Origin of the sequence: Autumnicola patrickiae (assembly GCF_031846525.1) — a bacterium.
GTDB classification, from domain to species: domain Bacteria; phylum Bacteroidota; class Bacteroidia; order Flavobacteriales; family Flavobacteriaceae; genus Autumnicola; species Autumnicola patrickiae.
In genome coordinates this window covers 57,961-83,625 of record NZ_JAVRHM010000012.1, presented here as the reverse complement: position 1 = coordinate 83,625, position 25,665 = coordinate 57,961, and the positions used below count along the sequence as shown (strand labels likewise).

Sequence of the window (25,665 nt, the reverse complement as noted above, 5' to 3'; positions counted from 1 at the left end):
GCATCATTTCCTCATCGTTTTTTAATCAAAGAAAAATGATGAAGTAGGAATAGCAAGAATTAGTAGTACTTATTAATCAGAAGTAAAAATGAGAAGAGAAGATAATATATCCAAGAGCTGTGAAAGCCCCCGTAATATTTGCATCGTAAAAACGCTTGCAAAATTAGGGCACTTCCCCAGCAAAACATCGGAGAAAGAAGCTTGGTTTCTGAGCCCCCTTCGGTCAGAAACCCAAGCCTCTTTCAACGTTTCCTTAGTTAAGAACCTATGGTACGATTTCGGAATAGGAAAAGGAGGTTCAATTATAGACCTGATCATGGCTATAAAATCCTGTTCTATAAAGGAAGCTTTAGAATATTTACAGAGAGATACTATTTCTTTTCATTTTAATCCGCCTGTTAAAAAGATAGACCTTAGAAAAAAGATTCAGATTATTACTTTAGGGTCTCTGGAGCATTCAGCTTTACTAGGGTATTTGAAGTCCAGGAACATTCCAATTGAAATTGCCGAAAAATATTGCAAGGAAGTCTGGTATAGATGTAAGAGCAAGAAATATTTTGCCATCGGATTAGAGAACAATTTTGGCGGGTGGGAACTTCGGAACAAGTACTACAAGAATTCTTCCTCTCCAAAATCATATAGTTTTATTGATCATTCTTCAGAGCGACTGTTGGTAACAGAAGGCATCTTTGATTTTCTTTCTCTGATAGTACTGGAAGAAGATTTAGTAAACTCTTCAGATCTCATTGTACTGAATTCCCTTGCTTTCATTATAGACATCAAGAACATTGTTTCTAAATATCCTGAAGTATTGCTCTTCCTGGATAATGATACTGCAGGAGAAAAAGCTACTGCAGCATTATTGAATTTTTCAGATAATATTACTGATAGCAGTAGTTGTTACAAAGGCTATAAAGACCTGAATGAAAAATTAATGCTAGGATAAAAATGAAAGAAAGTTTTAGCCGTATTCTTCATCTGAATTTATGTTGGCTACTGAATATAGTAAAAGAATAAAATTTATGAGCAGGGTAAATCACAGTGGTTTATTCACATCTGTGAAAGCAAAGCAAGATGTGTCATTGTCATGACATTCTTGCTTTGCGCCCGGAGGTTGCATAGTTTTTAAAAGGAAAAAAATGAAAAGGGAATATATCCAGATCCGCTGCTCGATTTACGAGAAGAAGCTGCTTAAAAAAAGAGCGGTCAGGGCAGGAATTTCCCTTTCAGAATATATCCGTGCTACCGCCTTCGAAAGAAATATTGTGGAACGGATAACGCCGGAACAACTGGAAGCTTACCAGATGCTGGTCCAGTACAAGAACAACTTTACCCGCATTGGAAATATGTTTAAAAAGCGGGATCCAAAGCTGGTTCAAGCAGTAGAAGAACTTGCTAAGGAAATCAGGACACATTTAAAACATTTTCAAAAATGATTGGGAAAGGACATGCCATCTCCAGAACAAAGGCATCTATATCCTATGGCTGGAATAAGGAGAAAGAAGGAGAAATTGTTCTTAAGGAACATCTGGCCGGAGATACTCCCCAGGAGATTACAGAGGAGTTTAAAATTATTCAGTCGCAAAATGAGCGCTGCCACAAAAACACTCTGAGCTTTATAGTAAGCCCAACGGTTGAGGATGGAAAGGATCTAACTAAAAAAGACCTGGAAGAAATCGCAAAGAAGTTTTTAAAGGAAATGAACCTGCAAAACAATCAATCCATTGGCTTTGTTCACAGGGATAAGGCGCATACCCACATCCACATCTATACCAATAGGATTGGTTTTGATGGCAAGGCCTACAATGACAGCTTTATTGGTAAACTTAGCCAGGTAGCAGCAGATAATGTCGCAAAAGAATTAGGAATAACCAGGGTTCGGGAAGTACAAAAGGAAAAACTTAACGAATTAAAAGCCTTAAGACAGGAAATCAAAAATATTAACGACCGGGTGCTTCAAACCAGACCTAAGTCACTGGATGAGTATATCAGCAAGATGAAAGCCTATAAAGTAGAAGTGATTCCTACCATCAATAAATTCAATCAACTGCAGGGATTCCGTGTAGCATATAAAGGAGTAAACCTCAAAGCCAGTGAAGTGGACCGGTCGATGAGCGGGAATAGGTTAATTCCCCAGATCTCACAAAACAGGAGTTTTACCAGGCTAAAAGAAGCACCAAAAAACATCCTGGTCTTAAATAGATCGGTGCAGCTAAGCACTGACCTGGCCAGTAAAATAACCAAAGAGCTGGTAAAAGGAGCAATAAAAATAATAAGGGATACCGGGATAGGATATGGATATTAAACACTTGAGTTATGAAAAAACTAGACGAATTATGGAACTGATGGCCGATGAAATGGCTGATTTTAAAACTGCAGTGCTGGTGCTACAAAAGCTTTCGAAACAACTGATTAAGATGAGCATTCCCATTAGCACGGAGGCTTTGGATACCAACCTAAACAGATTTCTGCAAAAGCAGGAAGCGGAAAAAGAAAGAACAGATGAAATCCTAAGGGAAATTGATCGAAAATTAAAACAGGCCAGGATTATACCCAATTACCTCCTAATCCTTTTTGGAATCTCCGGAATTATTGCCATGGGATCAGTGGGTTATTTTGGGTATACCTCGAAAGAAAAAGTGGAAGAAAATTTTGAAGTCTATCGGACGATCATGGAATCTCACAATAAATCGTACGAAAATTATTTTGCAGCATACCCAAAAATCCAGGAGGTATACTGCGAGTGGCTAGAGGCTGGATACCAGGGTTTGTAATGACAAATGCCCTGGTGCGAAAACCAGTAAATTTGCGTCAAATGGCCTGAAACACCCAGTAAAACCGTTGAAATTTGCGTCAAAGTTTTGAAGAAAATTGAACTATTTTTTATAAACTGGATTGGCAATGTGGTGGTATTTCCAGTAAATGCCCTGGAACTTCCTTAAAACAGGTTGAAATTTACTGGTAATATAAATAAAGTAGGACGCGCCCTATGCTGTTTTTACTTTACGCTTAACTTCCCGTACGCTATAAAAACAGCATAGGATCCGGCGCTGATTAGTTATGGTAGATATTGGGGCATCAAAAAAATAAGGATACCCAAGAAATTAAGTTGTTTTTTCGCTCAATAATAAGAGTCCACACTATTCGAAGAATTTTGTAACAGTTCAAACGAGAGAAATAGAAAAGAACTGTAATCCGGAAATAGAAATTGACGGAACGAAATCTGGCAATTTCTAATAAAGTTCAAAGCATTTTAGATAAACGAGGTATTAAGCAAAAGGAGTTTGCCCAAATATTGGGTAAAAAAACCTTCGAGGTTTCTAAGTGGTTAACTGGTTTGCACAATCTTACATTAAAAAGCATAACTAAAATGGAAGTTGCTTTAGGTGTAGATTTAATAAACTTTAAACCAATTACGGAATTCAAATATCCTAACCTAGGATCAATAAAAGGTCATGGTTTGGAAGACATCATAAATGATTACGATGAAAACTCAAAATACCAGGAGGCGATGTAATGAGGAAAAGCGCTTCTATAATAAACCAAAAGTGTCTAGCAAATTTACCTTTTTTAAACCCGCACTAATCTCATAAGGGGTTCAAAAGAATAAAGAGCTGGGCGTCTACCAGAGGATTCTTCTTTGGTAACAATTATTCCTTTTTCCAATAACAGCCTTGTAAACCGGGCAGCTGTAGGCCCAGGAATGCCGCTGTTAGTTGTGAATTTATTATTCCGGAATACAGGGTTGGTAAACACGTAATCAAGAGCATTTACACTCCATTTAGAAGATAAAATTTCTGAAAAAATGCCTTTCATTTCTTCATACAAATCCTTGATTTTTTCAGCTACTTCAAGATTTCTCATAGCCTGAATTTCCACTGCCTTTAAAAAAAATTCACACCACCTTTCCCAATCCCCGGTTTCAGAAACATTTCTCATGGTATCGATATATAGATCTTTGTTTTCCTCCAAATATCCACTGATATAAAAATGGGGAGCTGAAATAACACCCGAAGACCAGAGAAGGAGGGTTATTAACATCCTTCCAATTCTTCCGTTTCCATCTTGAAAAGGATGTAATGCTTCAAATTCTAAATGCATCAATGCGGTTTTAATAAGAATTGGATGATCACTTTTTTCAATGTAATCGAAAAGTATTTCCAGGCCATCATCCAATTTTTCGGGGCTGATGGGCACGAAAAGTATGTTCTTTTTAAGTTTATCTGCCAAAAAATTCTGTTCCTTCTTAAACTCCCCAGGTGATTTAGTAGCACCACGTCCGAAAGATAAAAGTTGCTGATGAATTGTTCTTATCATAGATTTAGATAATCTATATCCATCTTGCATAGCCTTCTGGGCGTTTATTAGCGCTCTTTGATATAAAATTGTTTCAAAGACTTCCGAGCGGGTATACTGGTTTTGTGATGACTCTCCGTTTTCATCTGCTTCGAACTTTAATATTTCATCCATTGTACTAACTGTACCCTCCATTCTGGATGAAATTACTGCCTCTTGATTTCTTAAAGGAGCTAAAAGAATTTCGCTATTATGAATGGTTTTAAGCATTTGATCATAACGAGCTATAGCATCCGTGGCTTGGATTAATTCTTTTATAAACTTGGTGTAATTCAAGTTTTTTGGAGGAAAATTATTGTAATGGTAACTTACTGAAGAATCTAAGTTGAGATCCATTGGAATTGAGTTTTCAATACTATAAAAGCAAATATACCATTTACGACCCTTTTGTCTATCATATTTTTGAAAAAATGATTGTCAAACAGGTTTGACGTAAAAAAAAATTAGTCTAGAATTGTTGAATATCATATTTGCTATTTAATGATAGACAAAGTGGTTTGATATAAATGAATTTATATCAACTTAATTGAATATAATTTTTTACTATTTATGAATAACAAAATAGTTGAAATACTATTTTTACATTTTTTTGGAAATTAGGTTCAAACCATTGATAAAGTAGCGTATTCATTAAAACTTTCAGAAGTTTAAAGCAGAATTTCCACGGCCTCATCCAACACAGCACTATCAAGCTCCTTTAAGTAAGCTTGGGTAACAGCCAAATTCTGATGTCCCAACGATTCGCTGATGATATCGGTAGCTATGCCCTTTTGCTTTAGACAATTCGCGAAACTGTGCCGGGCAACATAACTGCTCAGAGTTTTATTGATACCACAAATTTCCGCGATTTCCTTTAATTGAAGATTATATCTTTGAAGTACTTTATGTTTTCTGTTTGCGACCTGTGAGGGGGTAAGGTTCTCGTGTAAGAGAATTGGAAAAACATATTTCGTATCCCGCTTCTGTTTTTTATAAAATTCCAGGATATTCTGAACTGGGGGAACAATTTTAATAATGAAGGTGCCTTTCGTCTTTGACCTGGTGTAGTATATTCTCTCCTCATCAACTTGTTTCCACTCCAGTTTCATCATGTCGGCGAAGTTCATTCCCCTGGTATAAAAGCTAAAGACAAAGAAATTACGGCTGTTGGTTAACCAGGGAGATTTCTCCAGGTCAAGTGAAACTATTTTCTTTACTTGCTCAATGCTTAAGGCTTTTTTTAAACCCTTACCTTTTAACTTTGAAATTTTATAGATTTTAAATGGATAAAACTCCTCTTTAACCTGGCCGCGTTCTATTGCAAAATTATAAAGTGCACGCAATGCACGCATAGGAACTCCAATGCCACCATCGGTACCACCTCTTGATCGCATGTAAACTTCATATTTGTTAAGAAAGGTTGGGGTAATATTTTTAAAGGTGAGATTTTTAGATCCATAAAACTTTAGGATTGATTTATAGGCCTCGCGGTTTATTCTGGCATTTCCCATTCTTCCTGCCTGGATCATTTCTTCTATAATCTCATTCCAAAATGTAAAAACATTATTTTGTACCGGATTTGAAATCTCGCGGTAGCTTTTCTCGAAATCTTCTAATGTGAAATCGTCGCTTTCCATTTTAAGTTCCCCAAGGATTTTCAACGCTCGATCCTGAAATTTTAGAAGAAGCCTATTGTTTTGAAGGTAATTATTATTTCGTTTGTTGAACTTTCCTGTTGCGGAATTCCACTCATCTTCGGTGGAGTTAAAAATGGTTTTAAAGTATTTTGTTTTGCGGTCTTTCGTAACCCTGAGGCAGACCGGAAACTCTCCACTGGAAAGTATCTTTTTCCGTAAAACTATCCTGACGTTTATCATATAATCCTAAAAAACGGGTACAACATAGGTACAACAAATTGCCTTTTAAAGGTAGTTTAAATGAAAATAGGTGCAAAGAAAAAAATAATAAAATACTGATAATCAATATATAAGAAAATAAATACAACTAGAAGAAAAGCAAATTTAACTTCTCATAATCAGGTGGTCCCTGGTTCGAGTCCAGGTGGGACCACAATTAAAATCCTCCTTTTCGGGAGGATTTTTTGTTTCTGATATAGTGGACGAGAAGCCTCTCCTGAGCGGAGCCTTTTCAGGCGAAGTCGAAGGGAGTCTCAGGTGGGACCACTTTTAATGCTTGAAATCCCTATGAACAGTACGTTTATAGGATTTTTTTTATTGCAGGGGCGGAGTGAGGGGCGGAAAAAATTGTCGATTCAACTCCAGTGATTAAATAATTATAGAAAAAATTATGATCATTCTACTTATTGTGTTTTTCTAATTACATTTAGTTTAAAATTTTTTTATGGATGAGAATCAATTCGAAGCAGCCAATCTAATTTTACCTATAGTAAAAGATTATATAGTTCCAAAAATTACAAATTCAGTTGTAAAATTTCAAGGACAGAAGCAAAAACAGATTGAATTAGAAAGATTATTTGACTCCTATTTGTCCAAGAAATACGAAAAGTATCTTGTAATTGATACTTTGGTGTTTCCTAATAAACAGACTCTATTAAAATTATTATATGAGCCCTTAAGTGTTCAAGGATATGATAGTCAAAATAATAGGGTGGAAATTAAAATTGACTCATATAATAATAAATTCCTTCCAGAATACCTTAGAGTTATTATTGAAGATACTGCAGGGATGGGAAAGTCAACTATAGTTAAAAAACTTTTTCTTTCTATAATTGAGGAAAGAGCTGGTATTCCCGTAATAATTGAATTAAGTCAGATTAACGACCAGAACAACATATTATCAGAAATTATATCACAACTATCCCCTTTAGGTTACCACATTGACAATAGCCTTATACTTGATATTATTGAAAGTGGAGATTTTATTTTTCTATTGGATGGATTTGATGAAATAAGTTTAAATAACAGAGACTATGTTCACAGAGAAATCAAAAGATTTATAGGGCAAGCAAATGAAAATCATTTTTTAATTACATCTAGACCAGAGGGCTCTTTGGTCTCTTTCGGAGATTTTAAAAAGTTTAAAATTAAGCCATTAACTCGACCTGAAGCTTTTAGCTTGATTAAGAGATACGATTATTACGCTCATAAATCTATTTCTGATGATCTAATAGCTCAATTAGACTTAAAGAGTACTTCGACATTTGTTGAATTTTTAAATAATCCCTTTTTAGTCTCTTTACTTTATAAATCTTTTGATTATAAGAAAGACATACCTATAAAGAAAAGTCATTTTTATCAGCAAGTCTTTGATGCCTTGTTTGAAAATCATGATTTGTCGAAGGAAGGTTATTTAAAGAGAGAAAAATATAGCAATCTTCACATTGATGATTTCGAAAGAGTATTAAGATACCTAGCTTATTTTACGAGTATCGAAAATGAAGTGAAATATGATAAAAATTCGATTAGTAAATATCTTGAAAAAATCAATAAGTTGTTACCTGAACTGGAGTTTAAATCTTCTGATTTCTTAAGTGATTTAATTGTAACAGTACCCGTTTTTAAAAGGGAAGGTATTTATTATAAATGGAGTCATAAATCTTTACAGGATTATTTTGCAGCTAAATTCTTATGGATTGATGCGAAAGAAAATCAAAAATTGATTTTAGAAAAAATATATAAGGATGATGATAATCGGAGGTTTTATAATGTTTTAGATATATTTTATGAGTTAGATACTAAAACTTTTAATAACACTATTTTATATTGGTTTTTAAATGATTTTAAATTACATACCGAAAAAAACTATTCATCGTTTGATAAGAGAGAGGAGAAAGTAAAACAAAGACTTGAAAGTACTTTTATTTATGAAAATGTTTCTGTAATAATAACAAAAGAGGAACATAATAAATATTTCGATGAAAAGGACTCTGTAAGAAAAGAAGCGATTATGGAATATTATAATAAAGATGTTCCTTTCGAAATTAGAACCACATCGTATAATTATTCTCAATTACCAAAAAATGTTGTGATAAGCCACTTTTCGAAAAAAAATAATTTAACCGTAATCTTACGATTATTGTTTGAAAAAAGATCGGGTCTTCTTAAAAGCTCTAAAGGGAAAAAATCTACACCTGAACTTAAATCAATAATACCAGGTGAATTATATATAATTAATGATGTAAAGGACAATGCGGCTAATTATGAGGGTAATTTTGAGACAATCAATTCTCTGATTGCAGATTATGAGCCAGTATTATCGTATGATAAAGCTTTTAAGGCATTAACCGAGATTAAAAATTATTTAAATAGGAACGTAAATGATGAAATGCTAAATTGGTAGAGATTTGTTCTTTTCATCTAACCTTTTGTATAACGGCAAAGTCTTCCTATTAAGATCAATCATCTTAATTTTTAAAAATGGCTGTTCTCTGTTATCCTTCACCTCAAACTCCTTCAAAACTGCATTTAAATGCTTGAATTGATCTGCTGACTATAGGTGTAGGCAAACATGGTCAATCTGCCAAATCTTCTTCTGCACCTATACCTATACCCGACCTACAAACGGATGACTGAAGAGCGCCTTAGGCATTTGGATATACAACTTACCTTGCGATGAAATGCCTATAAAAACCGTGTCACCCCTTAGCTGGATTAGGATATTTCTTTACTTAATTGTCTTGAGGGTTGGTAGTTGTACCCATAATCACTGACCCGGATTCATCTATAGCGGGCACGCTGGTATCGGTTCTTTCAACCGTCTTGAGCAGTCCATCTTCGGTATATTCAAGCTTGTCTATGCTCACAGATCTTCTGAAGACTCCGCCTGTAGGCAGTTGCGAATTATGATAAACAAAATACCAGTTGTCACGAAACTCGACGATCCCCTGGTGGTTAGTTGCAGATACAGGCAGCAGCTCGTTGAGCACTCCCTGATAGGTCCATGGACCGGTAATGCTGGTACTTGTAGCATATTCTGTCTTAGACGGATACCCAGATCCAGCATATGTCATATAGTAGGTATCTCCTTTTTTATGTACAAAAGGTGCCTCAAAGAAATTTTTTAATTCCACCGTCTGTACATCACCCTCCATCTCAACCATGTTATCCTGCAGCCTTACCATACGAGCCTCACCCCAGGATCCCCAGAATAAGTATGCCTGGCCATCATCATCTATATAGACGGCAGGATCAATGTTAAGTGGAATGACATTAGGCGTCTCGTCAGTAACGATGGCAGAGCCTTTAGCATCCTTATAAGGCCCAAGCGGATGGTCTGCCACAGCCACACCTATAGCAAAGCCTTCATTCACGCGAATATCTTTATGCGTGACTGATACATACCAATAAAACTTACCATCACGCTCTACGGCATGACTTGCAAAAGCATTGGCCGCAGCCCATTCAAAATCTTTTACGCTGAGTAAGGCTCCATGATCTGTGTAGTCGTGCATGTCTGTAGTAGAGAATACATGCCAGTCTTTCATTAAAAATCCTTCTCTGTCTGGTTGCTGCTCATCGTGGCCAGTGAAGAGGTAAAGGGTGTCATTGTGAACAAGTGGGGCAGGATCAGCGGTAAACATTCCTTCAATTACCGGATTGCCGCCATACTTCTGCGCTTGAGCAAGTTGAGGGCCAAGAAGTAAAATGCCAATTAGTGCTGTAACTACTAAGGATGTTCTGCACGTATAAACTGGTTTTCGCATGGTTGATGTGTGTGTTTGGGTATGAAATGTAAATATAGGCAATTTCTAAAACTATAAATTTCCAAAAACGTGCCAGGTTTTAATATAGAAACCATGTTCTTCCTGGCATGGGGAACTAATTGGATAAGCGTTTTATGTTTATTTGTCCTCCCCGGGATGTTTAGCCCCTATACCTGAGCAGTTTGCATCATTCTGTGTTACATAAGAAGCTATTGATAATATCACTGAAGTTGCTCACATCAAAAGCTGAAGAAGATTTAAATCTTTCTTCTCCTGTAGAGATATTGAATTCCTGCAAACAGCAAAATAGTTAAATTAATATTAAAGAGGGTTAAAGCATATTAAGATTTTTTGAAAGATCTACTTCAGTCTGTATTTTAGAAGATTAAGGCCTGCATGAATGTTCTGGAAGTAAAATATGGCTACAGGAGCTCTTTACTTCTGAAGTTTTAGAATTAAGGAAATCTTTTTCCGAAAAACCTCCTTAATATGTAAGAGAGGTTGTGCAGTCATAAGATCCTGATTTTAAAAAGTCACTAAAATCTTTTATTCCGATGAAAAAAAATAAATTTCTGCAACCTGCTTTTCAGCTGGAAGTTTTATGTATTCAGTTAAGGCATTATTTCCTGATAAGCTGTTTTTTTGTATTCTTCTTATCCCCTACAGAAAGCCATGGCCAGTTTTTTAATCCTGAAGATTCTTTTATTGAAAATGCTGGTGATGGTACTCTCTTTTTAATTCCGGTTTCAGCAATAACTACCAGTCTAATTCTTGAAGATTACAGGGGAACCTGGCAATTCACCAAAAGTTTTGCTCTTAATCTGGCCGTAACCGGTGCGGCTAAAGTTTTGATTAATAAAGAACGTCCATTGCAAGGCGGCGATTATGCCTTTCCCTCTGGACATACTTCTGTAGCTTTCCAGGGCGCCTCGTTTTTTCACCGGCGGTACGGCTTCAAGTATAGTATTCCCGCTTATGTTCTTGCAGGATATACGGGATTCAGCCGAATTCATGCTACCAGACATGATGGCTGGGATGTGCTTGCAGGAGCTGTTGTAGGAATTGGTAGTACCTGGTTCTTCACAAATCCTCGAGAAAAGGAAAACATGGAATTAACTTTCAGCAGTTCTGATGATCATTATTTACTTGGCTTCAGATATGTATTTTAATAGATACTCTTAAAAAATGTAAGATTATTCCATCATAATTTTAATCTTCCTCAAATAACTCTTTTTCCCTTCAATTAGCGCCTCAATAGTTTTTATTCATTTTTCAAATGATTAAATTAGCTAACCAATCATAAAATCAGGAAAATGAGCCAGAATACCACCCCCGGAGCCTTTAGTAAAATATGGGAAGATATGGATTTTCTTACCAACTGCTTCCGGCAGGTTCTGGACGAGTTAGGGGAACATGAATTGGTAAATTTACTTTCCCGGGATGGCCATAAAAAAGATATACCTGATGATGTAAAACTGGAAGAAAAGCAGATACAGGTTTTAAGTATTTACCTGCAGCTTATGAATCTGGTAGAGGAGAATGCTGCCGTACAGTATCGCAGAAAACTTGCAGATGGTAAAGGAATGCAGGCAATAAGGGGTTCCTGGAGCGAGACCTTTAACAGGTGGAAATCCCAGGGTCTTTCCCAAGACCAGATGCAGGAAATCCTGCAAAAGATAAGCGTGACGCCGGTGCTTACCGCTCATCCCACAGAAGCCAAACGAATTTCAATTCTGGAATTGCATAGGGAGATCTACCTCAACCTTACCAAATTGGAAAATACAACCTTTTCTTCTTCAGAAAGAAAGATTATAGGTAATGATATTATGACCCTGCTGGAAAGGTGGTGGAGAACAGGGGAGGTCTACCTGGAAAAACCAACTGTGGAAAAGGAGAGAAAGAATATAATTCATTATCTAAGCAGGGTTTTCCCGCTGGCACTCAAAAAAACAGACATTCAGTTACGGCAAAGCTGGCTGGAAATGGGTTTTGATCCCGAAAAACTCACTTATCCCCGGCTGCAGTTTGGTAGCTGGGTTGGTGGTGACAGAGATGGGCATCCATACGTTACTTCCTCCATTACCAACAGTACGTTAAAAGAGCAAAGAAAAGTTGCTTTGGAATTAATTCATGACCAGTTATTGGAACTGGTTTCCCATCTAAGCTTTTCCCAAATAAGAAATCCCATTCCCAAAACACTTTCAACAGCAATTAATGAAAAAATAACTCTTTTAGGAGAAGCAGGAAAGAAGGCTTCAGAGAGAAATCCTTATGAACCATGGAGACAGTTTTTAGCTTTAATTCTGTTACAGTTAAGGAATACGATGAAAGATCAAGGTTCTATCCAGCCAGTTTATAAAAGTCCAATTGATCTTCAGGAAGATATTCAAATTTTAAAAGATTCCTTACTGGAAATAGGTGCAAAAAGGATTGTACAAGATCTGATATTCCCAACAGAACGTGCGCTGCAAAGTTTCGGTTTCCATCTAGCGCGCCTGGATATAAGGCAAAACAGCGAGTTTCATGATAAAGCAATGGAACAAATTTTAAAAGCTACATATCCTGACCTGCCGGAATATGGTACCTGGGATGAGGAGAAGAAAATCAACTTTTTAACAGAAGAATTGAAAACCACCAGGCCATTTGCCATAGATGGTACTTCCTTTGGACCCGAGGCAGATAAAGTCCTCGATTGTTACAGGGTGGTTAGAAAACATACAGAAAAATATGGTCCGCAGGGAATAGGATCCTTCATTATAAGTATGACCCGAAGCCTAAGTGACCTCCTGCTGGTGTATGTCTTTATGCGGGAAGCTGGCCTGGATAGCAATACATTTCAGGTAGTGCCGCTATTCGAAACTATTGATGATTTGCTTGCATCCAGCGAAGTAATGGAAAGTTTCTTAAAGCACCCTGCTTACAGAAGAAGTGAAGACGGGGTACAGGAAGTAATGCTGGGCTATAGTGACAGTAATAAAGATGGAGGTATAATAGCCAGTAGATCGCATATTTACCAGGCAGAAGAGGCGCTGACAAAAACAGCAGAAGAAAATAATGTGCGCTTTAAATTCTTCCACGGCATTGGAGGTACTATCAGCAGGGGCGGGGGTAAATATCACCGTTTCCTTGAAAGTATGCCTTCCGGAAGTCTTACCGGTGAAATGAAACTTACTGTACAGGGAGAAACCATTTCCCAGCAATTTGCCAACCTGCTTACTGCGGGTTATAATCTTGAGATGTTACTCTCAGGTACAGCATTGCAAACAGGATACAGCTGTTTTCCGCAGAGCACTGCCGATTATCCGGTTGCGGCCCTTCAGAAACTTGCTCAGTTTTCAAAAGAGAAGTATCAGGATTTAATTAGTCATCCTTCCTTCCTGGAATTTTACGGAGATGCAACTCCTATAGATGTACTGGAATTAAGTAAAATAGGCTCGCGTCCCGCACGTCGTACCGGTACAAGGACGCTCGGGGATCTAAGGGCAATTCCTTGGGTATTTAGCTGGAGCCAGTCCAGATTTAATATTACCGGTTGGTTTGGAATTGGCTATGCTTTAAGTAAGCTTAAGGAAGAGGACAATAACAGCCACAAGCAATTAAAAGAATTTGCTGAAAAATGGCCTCTGCTACGTTATGTACTTATTCAGGTGGAAACCAATCTTATGAATGCATCACCTTCCATTATGAGCCTTTATGCTGATTTGGTTAAGGACGAAAATGTACGAAAGGAATTCAACAATATTATCAAAAGTGAACATACAGAAAGTCTGAACCAGATAGGAGCTATGTTTGAGACAAGCAGGGAAGAACGCCGGCAAAGCCTGCTGGATAATTTAAACCGAAGGGAAGATGCACTGCTTGCCCTGCACCGTTTACAAATCAAAAATCTGGATTTATGGAGGGACAGCAAAGACCAGGGTGAAAGTTACCTCGTGACGCTTTTACTGGAGATAACTACCGCCCTTGCAAGCGGACTAAAAAACACAGGTTGATATTAATTCAAATTTTCAGAGAAAAAATGCTTTGACTTAAAAGCTATTTCCTAAATAGAATTTTGGCCTTGTTATATTCATAGTTCATTCTGGCGATAGTAAGTACCGAAATATTCTCAGGACATTCTACCTGGCATGCTTCGGTGTTGCTGCAATGGCCAAAATCTTCCTGTTCCATTTGATTTACCATATTAAGGGTTCTGGCAGAACTCTCTTTTTCACCCTGTGGCAACCGGGCGAGATGGGTAATCTTGGCACCGGTAAATAAAGCCGCACTGGAATTTTTACAACTGGCTACACAGGCACCGCAGCCAATGCAGGCAGCAGCATCAAAAGAAGTTTCTGCTTGATGATAGGTAACGGGGATGCTGTTAGCTTCAGGCGCCTGACCGGTGTCTACAGAAATATATCCACCAGATGCGATAATACGGTCCAGTGAAGAGCGGTCCACTTTTAGGTCCCGTACAATAGGAAAAGCAGTGGCTTTAAAAGGTTCTACATAAATAGTGTCGCCGTCTTTAAATTCCCTCATATGCAACTGGCAGGTAGTGGTATTTTTAAGAGGTCCGTGGGCTATTCCATTAATCATTACCCCACATTGCCCGCAAATCCCTTCCCGGCAGTCATGGTCAAATTCTACTGCCCGCTCACCTTGTTTCACAATTTTCGAATTGAGCATGTCCAGCATTTCCAGAAAAGACATATCACGGCTCACGTCTTCCAGGAGGTAATTGCAAAATCCCCCTTTACTTTTCCTGTCTTTCTGTCTCCATATTTTTAATCTTATTCGCATCTCTTACCTGATTTTAATTTCCTCTGCTGAAGGTTTTACCTTTCTTTTACTTATAACTTCTTACACTAGGAGTAACAGTTTCAAAAACTAAATCTTCTTTATTTAGAATGGGCGCTGAAGTATTTCCGGACCATTCCCAGGCTGCAGAATAACTGAAATTTTCATCATCCCGTTTTGCCTCGCCGTCTCCTGTCTGGTGTTCTGCCCTAAAATGTGCACCGCAGGATTCTTCCCTGTGCAGGGCATCTATACACATAAGCTCTGCCAGTTCCATATAATCTGCAACCCTTCCGGCTTTTTCAAGTTCGCTATTCACTTCCTCTGCATCTCCCGGCACCATAAGATCCTCTTCAAATTCTTTTCTTAATCTTTTTATATCCTTAATAGCGCTTTCTAAACCTTCTTTTGTACGCAGCAGTCCGCATTTGTCGTATAAAATCCTCCCGAGTTCTTTATGAAAATCTTCTGCTGTCCTTTTTCCTTTACATTCCAAAAAACGTTGCATCTGGTTTCGGACATTTCGTTCTGCCTCCTCGAAGGCAGGATGATCTGTTGAAGTATTCGGGGATTTTATTTCATCTGCTAAATAATTCTGAAGGGTATAGGGAAGCACAAAATACCCATCTACACAGGCCTGCAACAGGGAATTTGCTCCCAACCGGTTTGCTCCGTGGTCAGAAAAGTTTGCTTCTCCTATAGCAAAGAGTCCGGGTATGGAAGTCATCAATTCGTAATCTACCCACAAACCTCCCATGGAAAAGTGTGCTGCAGGGGAAATTTTCATCGGTTCTTTATAGGCGTCGATTCCTGTAATTTTCCGGTACATAGTAAACAAATTCCCATACCGTTCGGCAATAACATCTTTTCCGTATTCCTTTATAGCTCTGGAAAAATCGAGGTAAACGGCATTTTTCAGTGTTCCTACCCCTTTTCCGAGGTCGATTTGTTCCTTTGCGGCTCTCGAAGCTATGTCTCTTGGAGCAAGGTTTCCGAAGGAAGGATATTTCCGCTCCAGGTAATAATCCCGGTCTTCTTCCGGAATTTCTCCCGGAGGCCGCATTTCATCTGTCGCTTTGGGCACCCATATCCTTCCGTCATTCCTAAGGGATTCACTCATCAAAGTTAGTTTCGACTGGTATTCTCCACTCTGCGGAAGGCAGGTAGGATGAATTTGCGTCCAGCTGGGATTGGCCATAAATGCTCCTTTTTTATGTGCCCGCCATATAGCTGAAGCATTGCAACCCATGGCGAGTGTAGAAAGATAATAGATCTTACCAAAGCCACCGGTGGCAAGCACTACGGTATGTGCAGCATGACGCTCAATTTCCCCGGTATCCAGGTTGCGGGCAATTATTCCGCGTGCTTTGCCCTCAATGAGTACCAAATCCAGCATTTCATGACGAGCATAAAGCTGAACTTTTCCTGCATTCTGTTGTCTCATTAGCGCCTGATATGCTCCCAGTAATAACTGCTGACCGGTTTGCCCGCGGGCGTAGAAAGTCCGCGAAACCTGGACGCCGCCAAAAGATCGGTTTCTTAAATATCCTCCGTATTCCCTTCCAAAAGGAACACCCTGTGCCACTGCCTGGTCTATAAGACTTGCAGAACATTCGGCAAGGCGGTATGTATTGGCTTCCCGGGAGCGAAAATCCCCTCCTTTAATAGTATCATAAAACATCCGGTATACGCTGTCTCCGTCATTCCGGTAGTTTTTTGCGGCATTCACGCCTCCCTGTGCTGCAACAGAATGTGCTCTTCTTGCCGAATCCTGAAAACAGAAACTTTTTACATTATACCCCATTTCTGCAAGCGAAGCAGCAGCAGAAGCACCTGCAAGACCTGTTCCTACCACAATTACCTCCAGCTTTTTCCGATTATTAGGGCTTACGAGTTTTGCTGAAGCTTTATAATGACTCCATTTTTCTGCTAGTGGGCCCGGCGGTACCTTAGTGTCTGTTATTTTGCTCATGCCTGGTGACTTATATAGATGAAAATCGGGATAATAATGTATCCTATAGTTATAGCGATTGAAAATAATATTCCCAATATTTTAATAATCCTGTTATAAACGGGATGAAATAATCCAATCGTCCTGTGAGCGCTAAAAACCCCGTGAAGTAAATGGTAGCCTAAAGCAATAATGGCTATTACATATAGAATTACGTACCATAATTGTTCAAAGGAAACCACTACTAAAGTATAGAGATCCTTTTTCCCATTCTCATCAAGCGGAAGATCCCCAAATTTGTACACATACCAGTAATCTTTAAAGTGGATTACCAGAAAGACAAATATTATAATTCCCAAAGCCATCATATGCCTGGAATACCAGGTACTTGCCCTGCCTCTCCTGTCCCTGGAATAAGAAACTCCGTTAGCTTTTTTCCTCCTAAATGCAAGATAAATAGCATCGATGGTATGTAAAAGAATACAGGCATAGAGAACAAAAGAAACAGCCAATATAAGCGGATTCCCGCCCAGAAAGTCGCTGTAGGCGTTATATTGTAATCTTGCCTCTGCCTCAGGCAGCAACAACTGAAGATTTCCCGCAAGATGAATGATCAGAAAGAAAGATAAAAAGAGACCTGTAATGGCCATTAGATTTTTCCTGGTAATTGAATTTTTAATAAACCATATCATAGGTTAATGCTGATTTAATTTTCTTCAAAATATAGTTACCATCAGAAATTATTGCTCTTATAAAGATATAAACTACGGAAAGTTTAAAAGGTGACAATTATCAGGAAACCCAGATTTCCGGATATTTCTTAGTAAAGTTGTTTCCTTATCTGAAATTTTAGCAATTCCTCCTTATTCTTTAAAGCTTTCTGATAGTAATCTCAGTAGCTTTTTTATATTAGTGAAAATTTAACAATCAACCAGAAGAAAATTAAATGAAGCCTAACAAAAACAGATGGCTAATTGCTCTATCGGCAATTGCAATCCATATTTCCATTGGTGCGGCGTATGCCTATAGCGTTTATACAATTCCATTAGGCGAGACCATGGGCTGGTCAGTCTCCTCCGTTACGATTGCCTTTACGGTAATGATGACTCTGGGAGGTGCTTCCGCAGCGGTCTTCGGAAGATTTGTGGAAAGAAACGGACCAAGGAAATCTGCACTGCTTGCTGCTGTTTTGTTTGGTCTGGGACAGGCGGGTTCAGGTTTCGCAGTCTCCATAGATTCCCTCACGCTCTTTATCCTAAGCTACGGACTCCTTAGCGGAATAGGTCTCGGAATTGGATATATTTCCCCGGTTTCTACTTTGGTAAAATGGTTTCCGGACCGCCGGGGTCTTGCAACCGGGATGGCCGTGCTTGGTTTTGGTTCCGGAGCGCTTATCACAGCTCCCGTTGCCGCCAGCTTAATGGAATCTGTTGGGATCGCCACTACTTTTTATATCCTCGGCGCAAGCTACTTTTTGCTTATGACCGCGGGCGCCCTTTATATTGCGCCGCCTCCTTCGGGTTGGCTACCAAAAGGAATGAAAGAAACTGTGGCTTCCGGTAAGAGAAAAATCAGGGATTTATCACAGCTAACCGCCAGGGAAGCGGTAAAGACAAAGCATTTCTGGATGTTATGGATCATGATGCTAATAAATACCAGCGCCGGGATTATGATGATTTCTGTTGCCTCACCAATGGCGCAAACGATTGGCGGAATGACAGCCGGAGCTGCCGCAATTATGGTTGGGATTATGGGAATCTTTAACGGCGCAGGAAGAATAGGCTGGGCAGCAGCTTCAGACTATATTTCGCGCCCCGTGGTGTTCATTATTTTCTTCTTGATACAACTGGTGGCATTTGTCACCCTTCCGGTTATTGGCAGTGCAATTTTGTTCCAGATCCTTATTTTCCTGGTAGTAAGCTGTTATGGAGGAGGATTTTCAAATCTTCCGGCCTTTATTGCCGATCTCTTCGGAATTAAAGAACTGGGTGCAATTCACGGTTACCTGCTCACCACCTGGTCACTGGGCGGGCTAATTGGTCCCACGCTGGTTTCTCAAATTTATGCAGCTACTGGAAGTTACATTCCGGTATTTTATGTTTTTATCGGGTTAATTATAGTAGCGCTTATTATTTCAATTATGCTGAAGGCAAACATTCGTGGTGTAAGAAAGGAACAGGCTGAAGAAGCGCAAAGGGTCATGTAGTTTTTTGGAAAGGTAAAATGTTCATTTTCAATAGAAAATATTTTCTCGCGGCGATTGTTTTATTTGTGGTTGAGGTTTTTATAGCAATTTATGTGCGGGACAAATTCATCAGGCCTTATGCGGGAGATTTTTTGGTGGTAATGCTGCTGTATTTTTTTCTGAAAAGTTTTCTGAAAATTTCAGTCACAACCGCTGCTATAAGTGTACTTGCGTTTGCGTATTTTATTGAAGCCCTTCAATATTTGCACATTATAGACCTGCTGGGGATTCAGAATAATAAATTTGCCGCAATCGTCCTGGGCAGTCATTTTGAATGGGAAGATATGTTAGCCTACACCCTCGGAATCTTAACAGTCTTCGGAATTGAGAAAATAAAGGAGCGATCTGAACTTTAATTTTCCAAAGCAATGCCGAAAATTGCCAATTTTCGTGCTCCACTATTTAGTAAATAGAAAACACTCTGAAGAATTCTCATAAAACGCTAAATTTTAATAATTTGCAGCTAAAAATGCTTAAAAAATCGACTTTTTCCCCTTTCTGCGGAAGAAAAATGTGTGAAACTGAGGTGGAATTGAAAAATTTTCACTTTAGAGAGGATTTTTCGCAGATTTTTATTCGATTTTGATGATATAACATTTACTACAGGTCAATAATTGCCATTTTAAGGCATCGATCCAAAATGAAAAACCGGAAGAGCAAAAATAATTTCGGAACTTGTAGCTTAAAAATGATAATTATCGGCTTCAATTGGCTGCGAGAAATGTTTTCAGAAAAAAGCATCTATGGAAATTCAACATTGTCCGCTTTGTGAGAAAAAGGGCGAACTTTTTTCTGAATCAGGAAAAAGTCCATATTACAAGTGCATTCACTGTAAAGGAATTTTTGTCCCTAATGATTTTTTGCCAAACCCACAGGAAGAAGTAGACAGGTACACCTCCCATAATAACGATGTGGAAGATCCCAGGTATCAGAAATTTGTATCTCCCATTGTGGAAGCAATTCTTCTGGATTTTGATGCTTCAGTGCACCAGGGGTTGGATTTTGGTGCAGGAACAGGTCCTGTAATTTCAAAAATGCTTCAGGATCGCGGCTTTCAAATTTTTCCTTACGATCCGTTCTTTCAGGACGACCGCGAATTACTTCAGCATAAGTACAACTACATTGTTTGCTGTGAAGTAATGGAGCATTTTCATTTTCCACGGAAAGAATTCCGCAAACTTAAAGAACTGCTGCTTCCGGGAGGAAAACTTTATTGTATGACACATCTCTATTCTCCGGAAATTGAATTTGAAAACTGGTACTACAAAAACGATCTTACGCATGTTTTTATTTATCAGCAGGAAACCCTGAAGTATATCACCAAAGAATTCGGTTTTTCAGATTTTTACGTGCATAAGCGCCTTGTTGTGTTCTCCAAGACCTGATATGTTTTTACGAATTTGCTGCAAGGTTTAAAAAACCCTGTAGGTAAAAGAGTTTTTAATTGTTGATAACAATTGAGAATAGAAATAATTTCTACTTATTTACGAAAAATAACTATAAGAAATTTTGAATAATTAGGATTATAAGTATAGTTTTAACACTATTGATAATTTTCTTAAAAACCAATAACTATAAATGAAAAAATCCACAACCGGGTTCGGGTTGACACTCTTAGCTCTTCTAACTATACCAAATATGGCAAACTCCCAGGAAAACAACGATCTACCACCTGAAGCTACCGAATTTTATGAGCCTGTTCCAAAGAAAATACAGGCAGGGCCGCAATTGGGTGATGCACCATCAGACGCGATTGTGCTTTTTGACGGTACAAATCTGGATGCATGGCAAAATGCCGAAGACGGGAGCAAGGCAAACTGGAATGTTTCAGACGGAATTTTTACTGTAAATCCGGGAGCAGGACCACTCGAAACAAAGCAGGAATTTGGTGACGTTCAATTACACATAGAGTGGCGGGCGCCTCAGGAAATTAAAGGAGAAGGCCAGGGTCGTGGCAACAGCGGAGTTTTTCTTATGAACAACTACGAAGTTCAAATCCTGGATTCCTATGAAAGCAAAACTTACACAAACGGGCAGGCTGGCAGTATTTATAAACAATCCCCACCGCTGGTTAACGCTACAAAATCTCCGGAAGAATGGAACGTTTATGACATTATCTTTAGAGCGCCGCGTTTTAATAAAGACGGTATGTTGATTAAACCGGCCACAGTAACCGTGCTGCATAATGGAGTTCTGGTTCAGGATCATTTCGAAATTAAAGGACCAACTGTTTATACCGGAATTCCGAATTACACCGCTCACGCAGATAAACTTCCCATCCAGCTTCAGGATCATGGGAATCCGGTGAGTTTCAGGAATATTTGGGTAAGGGACTTAGACTAATTTGAAAGAACAAAATTATGAATAACAAAAATACAAGAAGGAGCTTTATCAAGAAGTCATCCCTGGCGGCCGCAGGTTTAAGTTTACCTTTTTCTGCAATGCCTTTTTCATCAGATATTTTAAAAGTTGCTCCCAGTGATCAGCTAAATTTTGGTGTTATTGGCTGCAAAGGAATGGGTTGGGCAGATATGCAGAGCCATTTTAAAATACCAGGAGTGAATTGTGTGGCGCTTGCCGATATCGACCAAAGGGTATTGGACGAAAGATCTGCGGGAGTAAAAGAACTTGGAGGAAAGAGTCCGAAGCAATATAAAGATTACCGAAAGTTACTGGAGGATAAAGATATAGATGCGGTGATTATTGGAACGCCAGATCACTGGCACTGCCTTAATACTGTACATGCTTTGCAGGCAGGAAAGCATATTTATGTGGAAAAGCCGTTGGCAAATAGTATAGAAGAATGTAACGTGATGTTGGATGCGGCAAACCGGTATGATAAGATGATACAGGTGGGGCAGTGGCAAAGGAGTGGTAAACATTATGATGAAGCGGTAAAATATGTGCAGTCGGGCAAGCTTGGAAATATCAGGCTGGTAAAGTGCTGGGCTTACCAGGGCTGGATGAATCCGGTTCCTGTAAAACCAAACACTCCGCCACCACCGGGAGTAGATTACGATATGTGGTTAGGTCCTGCGCCAGATCGTCCTTTTAATGAAAATCGTTTTCATTTCGATTTCCGTTGGTTCTGGGATTATGCAGGCGGTTTGATGACAGACTGGGGCGTGCATGAAATTGATATCGCATTGTATGCGATGCAGGCAAAAGCGCCAAAGTCCATAATGGCTTCGGGAGGTAAATTTGCCTATTCAAATGATGCTTCAGAAACACCTGATACGCTACAAACCGTTTACGAATTTGAAGATTTTAACCTGTTGTGGGAACATGCCACAGGAATAGATGGTGGTAACTACGGAAGGAATGAAGGCATTGCTTTTATTGGAAATAATGGTACGCTGGTGGTTAACCGTGGCGGCTGGGAAGTGATTCCGGAAAGGGAGAACAAAGATGGTGAATGGGTGACAAAACTGGACAGGGTGGAACAGCAGGATGCACAGGATAGTGCGCTGGACAGGCACACAGAAAATTTTGTGGAAAGCATCAAAACCAACGACGCTTCCAAACTTACCTGCGGAATTAAAGCCGGACATGCGGCGGCGGTAACCGCTCACATGGGGAATATCGCCTACAAAACGGGACAAAAAATTTACTGGAATGAGCAGGATAGTTCCTTTAAAGGGAATGAAGAAGCCAATAAGCTGGTAAAGGCGAATTATCACAATGGTTGGGAAATGCCTAACGTATAGCAAAAAATAATGCAGGTCTACAAAAGCAGACCTGCATTTATTTTTTATCAGAAAAACCGGGTGTACTCCTTAAATTACCCGTGGTTTTTTATTGTTATTCCGCTTTGGCGCTCATTGGTGGGCCGAGATAGGAGTCGTTAATATCTTCAGTTTTAATAACTATTTTCTGAAGCACAATTCCAGGATCTATCGCCCATACTTCAAGCGTATGTGCGCCATCATTTTCCAGGTCAAAACTTGTTGTTACGGCAGTAGCATTATTCGCTACCGAAGAGTCCCAGTTGTCTTCTGTATCTTCTTGTAAATTCAGGATTTTTGGCTCTTTTCCATCAATGGAAACTGCAAAACGTAATCCGCCCCTGTTTAGAAAATCTAAGCTGGGAGATAATATAAATTCCACTTCAACTTCTCCTGAACTAAATGCAAAGAATTTATAAGTTAGTGACGGATTGTTTTTGCTAAATTCTCCTCCAGGTTTTATTTTTCCTGAAGACATGGCAGAACCGGTTTTTCCTAAATTCGGAATTAACTGCCATGCATTGTCACCGTTTGTTTTTTCTGAATATTTTGTTGCCGGGATAGAAACATAACCGTTGCTTTCCACAAAACCTTCAACTTCTTCAGAAGGATTTCGTACAGGAACTATAACTTCAACTTTAGTTCTTCCGGGGCCTTTAATGGTTAAAGAAACTGTGTGTTCTCCTTTTGGGGCAGCATCCCAATTCACGCTCACATAAATACGTTCTTGTTGATCTACTTTTCCCTTTTCTGAAGAAAGCTTTACCCAGTCCTTTTTATTTTTGATTTTGTACCTGAATTCTTTCTGACCTTTATTAAAAATATCTATATAATGCTTCTGGTCATTATAAGGATCAAACATGGGAAGTAAGGCTTCCTGTCCTTTTGCGGCTGTTGTGGGCCATGAATTCGAAGATCCTTCCACAGCGACGCCCATAGCTCGTTCTTCAGGTACGTCTATTCGCTTTACTTCCGGCATGCTTTGTTCTTCCGGCTGTTGCCAGTACGTATAACCAATGTGGGTTTGTGACATCATATGATTCCACTTTCCATCGGCAAGTTCGTTGTGGTAATATTCGGTTAATTCCGCATCTTTTTCATAATACTCCTCAACTTCATCGGCATAATGATTTGCAATTGCCCTGCCCTGTTTGGCATACAACCTGTTTTTTGCGGTAGCCACATAAAGCCTGTTGAGGTTTGCTGATGCCTTCACCGGAAACAATACAAGCTGATAAAATGCGTCCTCATATCTTTCCGGAAGCTCTTTGTAAATCTCTTCTGCCTGTTCTTCAATGTTAGTAAAATCCTCCAAGACCCTTTCAGCTTCGTTGTAGCTGGTAATGCTGTAAGTTTCAGGGCTTAGAAGCTCCGGTTTTCTACGGCTGTTGTATTTGGTATATTTTTCAATGATGTTAGCTGTTTCTTCAGCATACTCTTCTCCAAATTGTTTTGCTGCCCATTTTCGGGTATACTCGGGAAGATCTTCCGCATCGATTTTTTCAGGATCCCAGGCATAATCAAGGAAGAAACTGGTAGGGAATTCCATAGGCTTGATATCGCCCACGTTTACGATCCACAGCCTGTCAGCTCCAAATTCGTAAGCGAGGTTCATTTGTTCCCAAACCCTGGAGATTTGTGTGGTATTGATCCATTTATAGTTCCGGGGGCCGCCAACGTAATCAAAATGATAGTAAACTCCATAACCGCCGGCGCGTTCTTCTTCTTCAGGATCTGGCAATTTTCTGATATTACCCCAGTTATCATCGGCCAGTAATAAAGTAACATCATCTGGTACGCGCATTCCCTGGTCGTAATAGTCCTGAACTTCCTTATAAAGTGCCCATACCTGCGGAGTCGCTTCTGCAGGTTTTCCGGTTACTTCAGCAATAATACGGCGCTGGTCTTCTACTACATTTTCCAGCAGACTAATTGCAGTGCCTTCGGCCATAGGTTCGTCGCCATCGCCACGCATCCCGATCGTCACCACACTTTCGTTGTCGCCCATACGTTCCATTCCTTCCCTCCAGAATTGCTGAAGATTTTCGGGATTGGTATTATAATTCCAGTCTCCCTCACCATAGCGCCGCCACTCATCGTGTGCGCGCATTAGCGGTTCGTGGTGCGAAGTTCCTATTACCACACCATACTCATTGGCGATAATTGGGTTTTTTGGGTCATCATCATAAAATGCCCTTCCCCACATTGCCGGCCATAGATAATTTCCTTTTAGCCGGAGGATAAGCTCAAAAACATGCTCGTAAAATTCGCTGTTAAAACCGCCGAATTTCTCTGTGGCCCAGCCTGCAAGTGCGGGAGCTTCATCATTGATAAAAATTCCACGGTATTTCACTTTTGGGGAACCATCGGTATATTTTCCAGACTTTATATACAAATTTTCAGCTCTTTTAGCAGGAACATCTGCCCACCAGTACCATGGAGAAACCCCAATTTCTTCGGAAACATCATAAATCCCGAAAATTGTTCCCCTTTTGTCACTTCCGGCAATTACCAGCGCTTTTTCAACATTTGGCATTGGATTTTCCACTACCTGAATGGTAAAATTCTCCCATTGTCCGGTTAATTCTGAAACGTCTAATTTTCCGCTTCCCGCCAGCCGGTCGATTAAGCGGCTTTTTCCCAGCGTACCAATAATCACGGCAGTTTCTGAATTTATTTCTCCGGAAATATTCAGTTTCGGAAGCCTTCCGGTTACTCTTTCAATATCCTGCGTAAAGTCTTCAGCAACATGGTGTACTCCTTTAAAATCTTCAGAATCAACAAAAATATCCGGCAATTCTGAAGCTGAAGCCAGTTCAAAAGACCCTTCTGTTTCAGAATATGTCACATAAGAGTCCTGGGCAAAAGTAAAAACCGGAAAAAGGATCAGCAGTAATATATAATGCCGATAATTGCCATTTTTGATGCTGCTCTTAATCTTCAT

At 39.3% G+C, this 25,665-nt stretch carries 20 protein-coding genes; 13 read left to right on the top strand and 7 right to left on the bottom strand.

The genetic code is table 11. The features are described from left to right. Positions 1-88: 88 nt before the first annotated feature. The 5 genes from RM549_RS11475 to RM549_RS11455 all read left to right on the top strand — a co-directional run bounded on the left by RM549_RS11475 (position 89) and on the right by RM549_RS11455 (position 3,517). The gene (locus RM549_RS11475; protein WP_311684911.1) at positions 89-946 is read left to right on the top strand and encodes a DUF8464 domain-containing protein; all 858 of its coding nucleotides are present in this window, start codon (positions 89-91) and stop codon (positions 944-946) included. 193 nt (positions 947-1,139) lie between these two features. Then, positions 1,140-1,436 (top strand): mobilization protein MbpA, encoded by a 297-nt coding sequence (gene mbpA / locus RM549_RS11470; protein WP_311684909.1) that lies wholly within the window; start codon positions 1,140-1,142, stop codon positions 1,434-1,436. After that, on the top strand, positions 1,433-2,305 hold the full coding sequence (locus tag RM549_RS11465; protein WP_311684907.1) for a relaxase/mobilization nuclease domain-containing protein: 873 nt from the start codon (positions 1,433-1,435) through the stop codon (positions 2,303-2,305). Before mbpA ends, RM549_RS11465 begins: the two co-directional genes overlap by 4 nt. Then, a complete protein-coding gene (locus RM549_RS11460) occupies positions 2,295-2,774 on the top strand; it encodes a DUF6730 family protein (RefSeq protein WP_311684905.1) in 480 nt (159 codons plus the stop codon). The genes RM549_RS11465 and RM549_RS11460 overlap by 11 nt, the downstream gene beginning before the upstream one ends. Positions 2,775-3,208: 434 nt before the next feature. Continuing rightward, positions 3,209-3,517, top strand: a complete 309-nt coding sequence (locus RM549_RS11455; protein ID WP_311684903.1) for a helix-turn-helix domain-containing protein — start codon at positions 3,209-3,211, stop codon at positions 3,515-3,517. A 53-nt stretch (positions 3,518-3,570) separates the two neighbouring features. Here the strand turns inward: RM549_RS11455 and RM549_RS11450 are convergent, their stop codons facing one another. Both RM549_RS11450 and RM549_RS11445 read right to left on the bottom strand, forming a co-directional pair. Continuing rightward, complete coding sequence (locus RM549_RS11450) at positions 3,571-4,692, bottom strand: Fic family protein (protein WP_311684901.1); 1,122 nt, start codon at positions 4,690-4,692, stop codon at positions 3,571-3,573. Between the two features lie 311 nt (positions 4,693-5,003). Next, on the bottom strand, positions 5,004-6,212 hold the full coding sequence (locus RM549_RS11445; RefSeq protein ID WP_311684899.1) for a site-specific integrase: 1,209 nt from the start codon (positions 6,210-6,212) through the stop codon (positions 5,004-5,006). A 484-nt stretch (positions 6,213-6,696) separates the two neighbouring features. On the opposite strand from RM549_RS11445, the gene RM549_RS11440 reads away from it, so the two are divergent. Continuing rightward, complete coding sequence (locus RM549_RS11440; RefSeq protein ID WP_311684897.1) at positions 6,697-8,655, top strand: NACHT domain-containing protein; 1,959 nt, start codon at positions 6,697-6,699, stop codon at positions 8,653-8,655. 328 nt (positions 8,656-8,983) lie between these two features. Here RM549_RS11440 and RM549_RS11435 read toward each other — a convergent pair whose 3' ends face one another. Continuing rightward, the gene (locus RM549_RS11435) at positions 8,984-10,018 is read right to left on the bottom strand and encodes a glycoside hydrolase family 43 protein (RefSeq protein ID WP_311684895.1); all 1,035 of its coding nucleotides are present in this window, start codon (positions 10,016-10,018) and stop codon (positions 8,984-8,986) included. 554 nt (positions 10,019-10,572) lie between these two features. On the opposite strand from RM549_RS11435, the gene RM549_RS11430 reads away from it, so the two are divergent. Both RM549_RS11430 and RM549_RS11425 read left to right on the top strand, forming a co-directional pair. Then, complete coding sequence (locus tag RM549_RS11430) at positions 10,573-11,187, top strand: phosphatase PAP2 family protein (RefSeq protein WP_311684892.1); 615 nt, start codon at positions 10,573-10,575, stop codon at positions 11,185-11,187. A gap of 144 nt (positions 11,188-11,331) precedes the next feature. After that, positions 11,332-14,010, top strand: a complete 2,679-nt coding sequence (locus RM549_RS11425) for a phosphoenolpyruvate carboxylase (RefSeq protein WP_311684890.1) — start codon at positions 11,332-11,334, stop codon at positions 14,008-14,010. Positions 14,011-14,053: 43 nt separating this feature from the next. Here RM549_RS11425 and RM549_RS11420 read toward each other — a convergent pair whose 3' ends face one another. The 3 genes from RM549_RS11420 to RM549_RS11410 are packed head-to-tail and all read right to left on the bottom strand — an operon-like array spanning position 14,054 to position 17,443. After that, positions 14,054-14,803: a succinate dehydrogenase/fumarate reductase iron-sulfur subunit gene (locus tag RM549_RS11420; protein WP_311684888.1), complete on the bottom strand. Its 750-nt coding sequence runs from the start codon at positions 14,801-14,803 to the stop codon at positions 14,054-14,056. 46 nt (positions 14,804-14,849) lie between these two features. Further along, positions 14,850-16,772 (bottom strand): fumarate reductase/succinate dehydrogenase flavoprotein subunit, encoded by a 1,923-nt coding sequence (locus tag RM549_RS11415; RefSeq protein ID WP_311684887.1) that lies wholly within the window; start codon positions 16,770-16,772, stop codon positions 14,850-14,852. Next, positions 16,769-17,443 carry a succinate dehydrogenase cytochrome b subunit gene (locus tag RM549_RS11410; protein ID WP_311684885.1) on the bottom strand — a complete coding sequence of 225 codons (675 nt, stop codon included), beginning with the start codon at positions 17,441-17,443 and terminating at the stop codon, positions 16,769-16,771. The genes RM549_RS11415 and RM549_RS11410 overlap by 4 nt, the downstream gene beginning before the upstream one ends. 254 nt (positions 17,444-17,697) lie before the next feature. Here RM549_RS11410 and RM549_RS11405 point away from each other — a divergent pair, with 254 nt between their 5' ends. The 5 genes from RM549_RS11405 (at position 17,698) to RM549_RS11385 (ending at position 22,703) form a co-directional block, all read left to right on the top strand. Then, complete coding sequence (locus RM549_RS11405; protein WP_311684883.1) at positions 17,698-18,957, top strand: L-lactate MFS transporter; 1,260 nt, start codon at positions 17,698-17,700, stop codon at positions 18,955-18,957. A 17-nt stretch (positions 18,958-18,974) separates the two neighbouring features. Then, positions 18,975-19,352, top strand: coding sequence for a ribosomal maturation YjgA family protein (locus RM549_RS11400; RefSeq protein ID WP_311684881.1), 378 nt, complete (start codon positions 18,975-18,977; stop codon positions 19,350-19,352). A 387-nt stretch (positions 19,353-19,739) separates the two neighbouring features. Then, positions 19,740-20,381: a class I SAM-dependent methyltransferase gene (locus RM549_RS11395; RefSeq protein ID WP_311684879.1), complete on the top strand. Its 642-nt coding sequence runs from the start codon at positions 19,740-19,742 to the stop codon at positions 20,379-20,381. Between the two features lie 193 nt (positions 20,382-20,574). Beyond that, on the top strand, positions 20,575-21,339 hold the full coding sequence (locus RM549_RS11390; protein ID WP_311684877.1) for a 3-keto-disaccharide hydrolase: 765 nt from the start codon (positions 20,575-20,577) through the stop codon (positions 21,337-21,339). A gap of 17 nt (positions 21,340-21,356) precedes the next feature. Further along, positions 21,357-22,703: a Gfo/Idh/MocA family protein gene (locus RM549_RS11385; RefSeq protein ID WP_311684875.1), complete on the top strand. Its 1,347-nt coding sequence runs from the start codon at positions 21,357-21,359 to the stop codon at positions 22,701-22,703. A 94-nt stretch (positions 22,704-22,797) separates the two neighbouring features. Here RM549_RS11385 and RM549_RS11380 read toward each other — a convergent pair whose 3' ends face one another. Next, positions 22,798-25,665, bottom strand: a complete 2,868-nt coding sequence (locus RM549_RS11380) for a glycosyl hydrolase 115 family protein (protein ID WP_311684873.1) — start codon at positions 25,663-25,665, stop codon at positions 22,798-22,800.

Bases quoted from the DNA above. Each gene is read 5' to 3' on its own strand.
- RM549_RS11475 (WP_311684911.1), top strand. From the start codon at position 89: ATGAGAAGAGAAGATAATATATCCAAGAGCTGTGAAAGCCCCCGTAAT.
- mbpA (WP_311684909.1), top strand. From the start codon at position 1,140: ATGAAAAGGGAATATATCCAGATCCGCTGCTCGATTTACGAGAAGAAG.
- RM549_RS11465 (WP_311684907.1), top strand. From the start codon at position 1,433: ATGATTGGGAAAGGACATGCCATCTCCAGAACAAAGGCATCTATATCC.
- RM549_RS11460 (WP_311684905.1), top strand. From the start codon at position 2,295: ATGGATATTAAACACTTGAGTTATGAAAAAACTAGACGAATTATGGAA.
- RM549_RS11450 (WP_311684901.1), bottom strand. From the start codon at position 4,692: ATGGATCTCAACTTAGATTCTTCAGTAAGTTACCATTACAATAATTTT.
- RM549_RS11445 (WP_311684899.1), bottom strand. From the start codon at position 6,212: ATGATAAACGTCAGGATAGTTTTACGGAAAAAGATACTTTCCAGTGGA.
- RM549_RS11440 (WP_311684897.1), top strand. From the start codon at position 6,697: ATGGATGAGAATCAATTCGAAGCAGCCAATCTAATTTTACCTATAGTA.
- RM549_RS11435 (WP_311684895.1), bottom strand. From the start codon at position 10,018: ATGCGAAAACCAGTTTATACGTGCAGAACATCCTTAGTAGTTACAGCA.
- RM549_RS11430 (WP_311684892.1), top strand. From the start codon at position 10,573: ATGAAAAAAAATAAATTTCTGCAACCTGCTTTTCAGCTGGAAGTTTTA.
- RM549_RS11425 (WP_311684890.1), top strand. From the start codon at position 11,332: ATGAGCCAGAATACCACCCCCGGAGCCTTTAGTAAAATATGGGAAGAT.
- RM549_RS11420 (WP_311684888.1), bottom strand. From the start codon at position 14,803: ATGCGAATAAGATTAAAAATATGGAGACAGAAAGACAGGAAAAGTAAA.
- RM549_RS11415 (WP_311684887.1), bottom strand. From the start codon at position 16,772: ATGAGCAAAATAACAGACACTAAGGTACCGCCGGGCCCACTAGCAGAA.
- RM549_RS11410 (WP_311684885.1), bottom strand. From the start codon at position 17,443: ATGATATGGTTTATTAAAAATTCAATTACCAGGAAAAATCTAATGGCC.
- RM549_RS11405 (WP_311684883.1), top strand. From the start codon at position 17,698: ATGAAGCCTAACAAAAACAGATGGCTAATTGCTCTATCGGCAATTGCA.
- RM549_RS11400 (WP_311684881.1), top strand. From the start codon at position 18,975: ATGTTCATTTTCAATAGAAAATATTTTCTCGCGGCGATTGTTTTATTT.
- RM549_RS11395 (WP_311684879.1), top strand. From the start codon at position 19,740: ATGGAAATTCAACATTGTCCGCTTTGTGAGAAAAAGGGCGAACTTTTT.
- RM549_RS11390 (WP_311684877.1), top strand. From the start codon at position 20,575: ATGAAAAAATCCACAACCGGGTTCGGGTTGACACTCTTAGCTCTTCTA.
- RM549_RS11385 (WP_311684875.1), top strand. From the start codon at position 21,357: ATGAATAACAAAAATACAAGAAGGAGCTTTATCAAGAAGTCATCCCTG.
- RM549_RS11380 (WP_311684873.1), bottom strand. From the start codon at position 25,665: ATGAAGATTAAGAGCAGCATCAAAAATGGCAATTATCGGCATTATATA.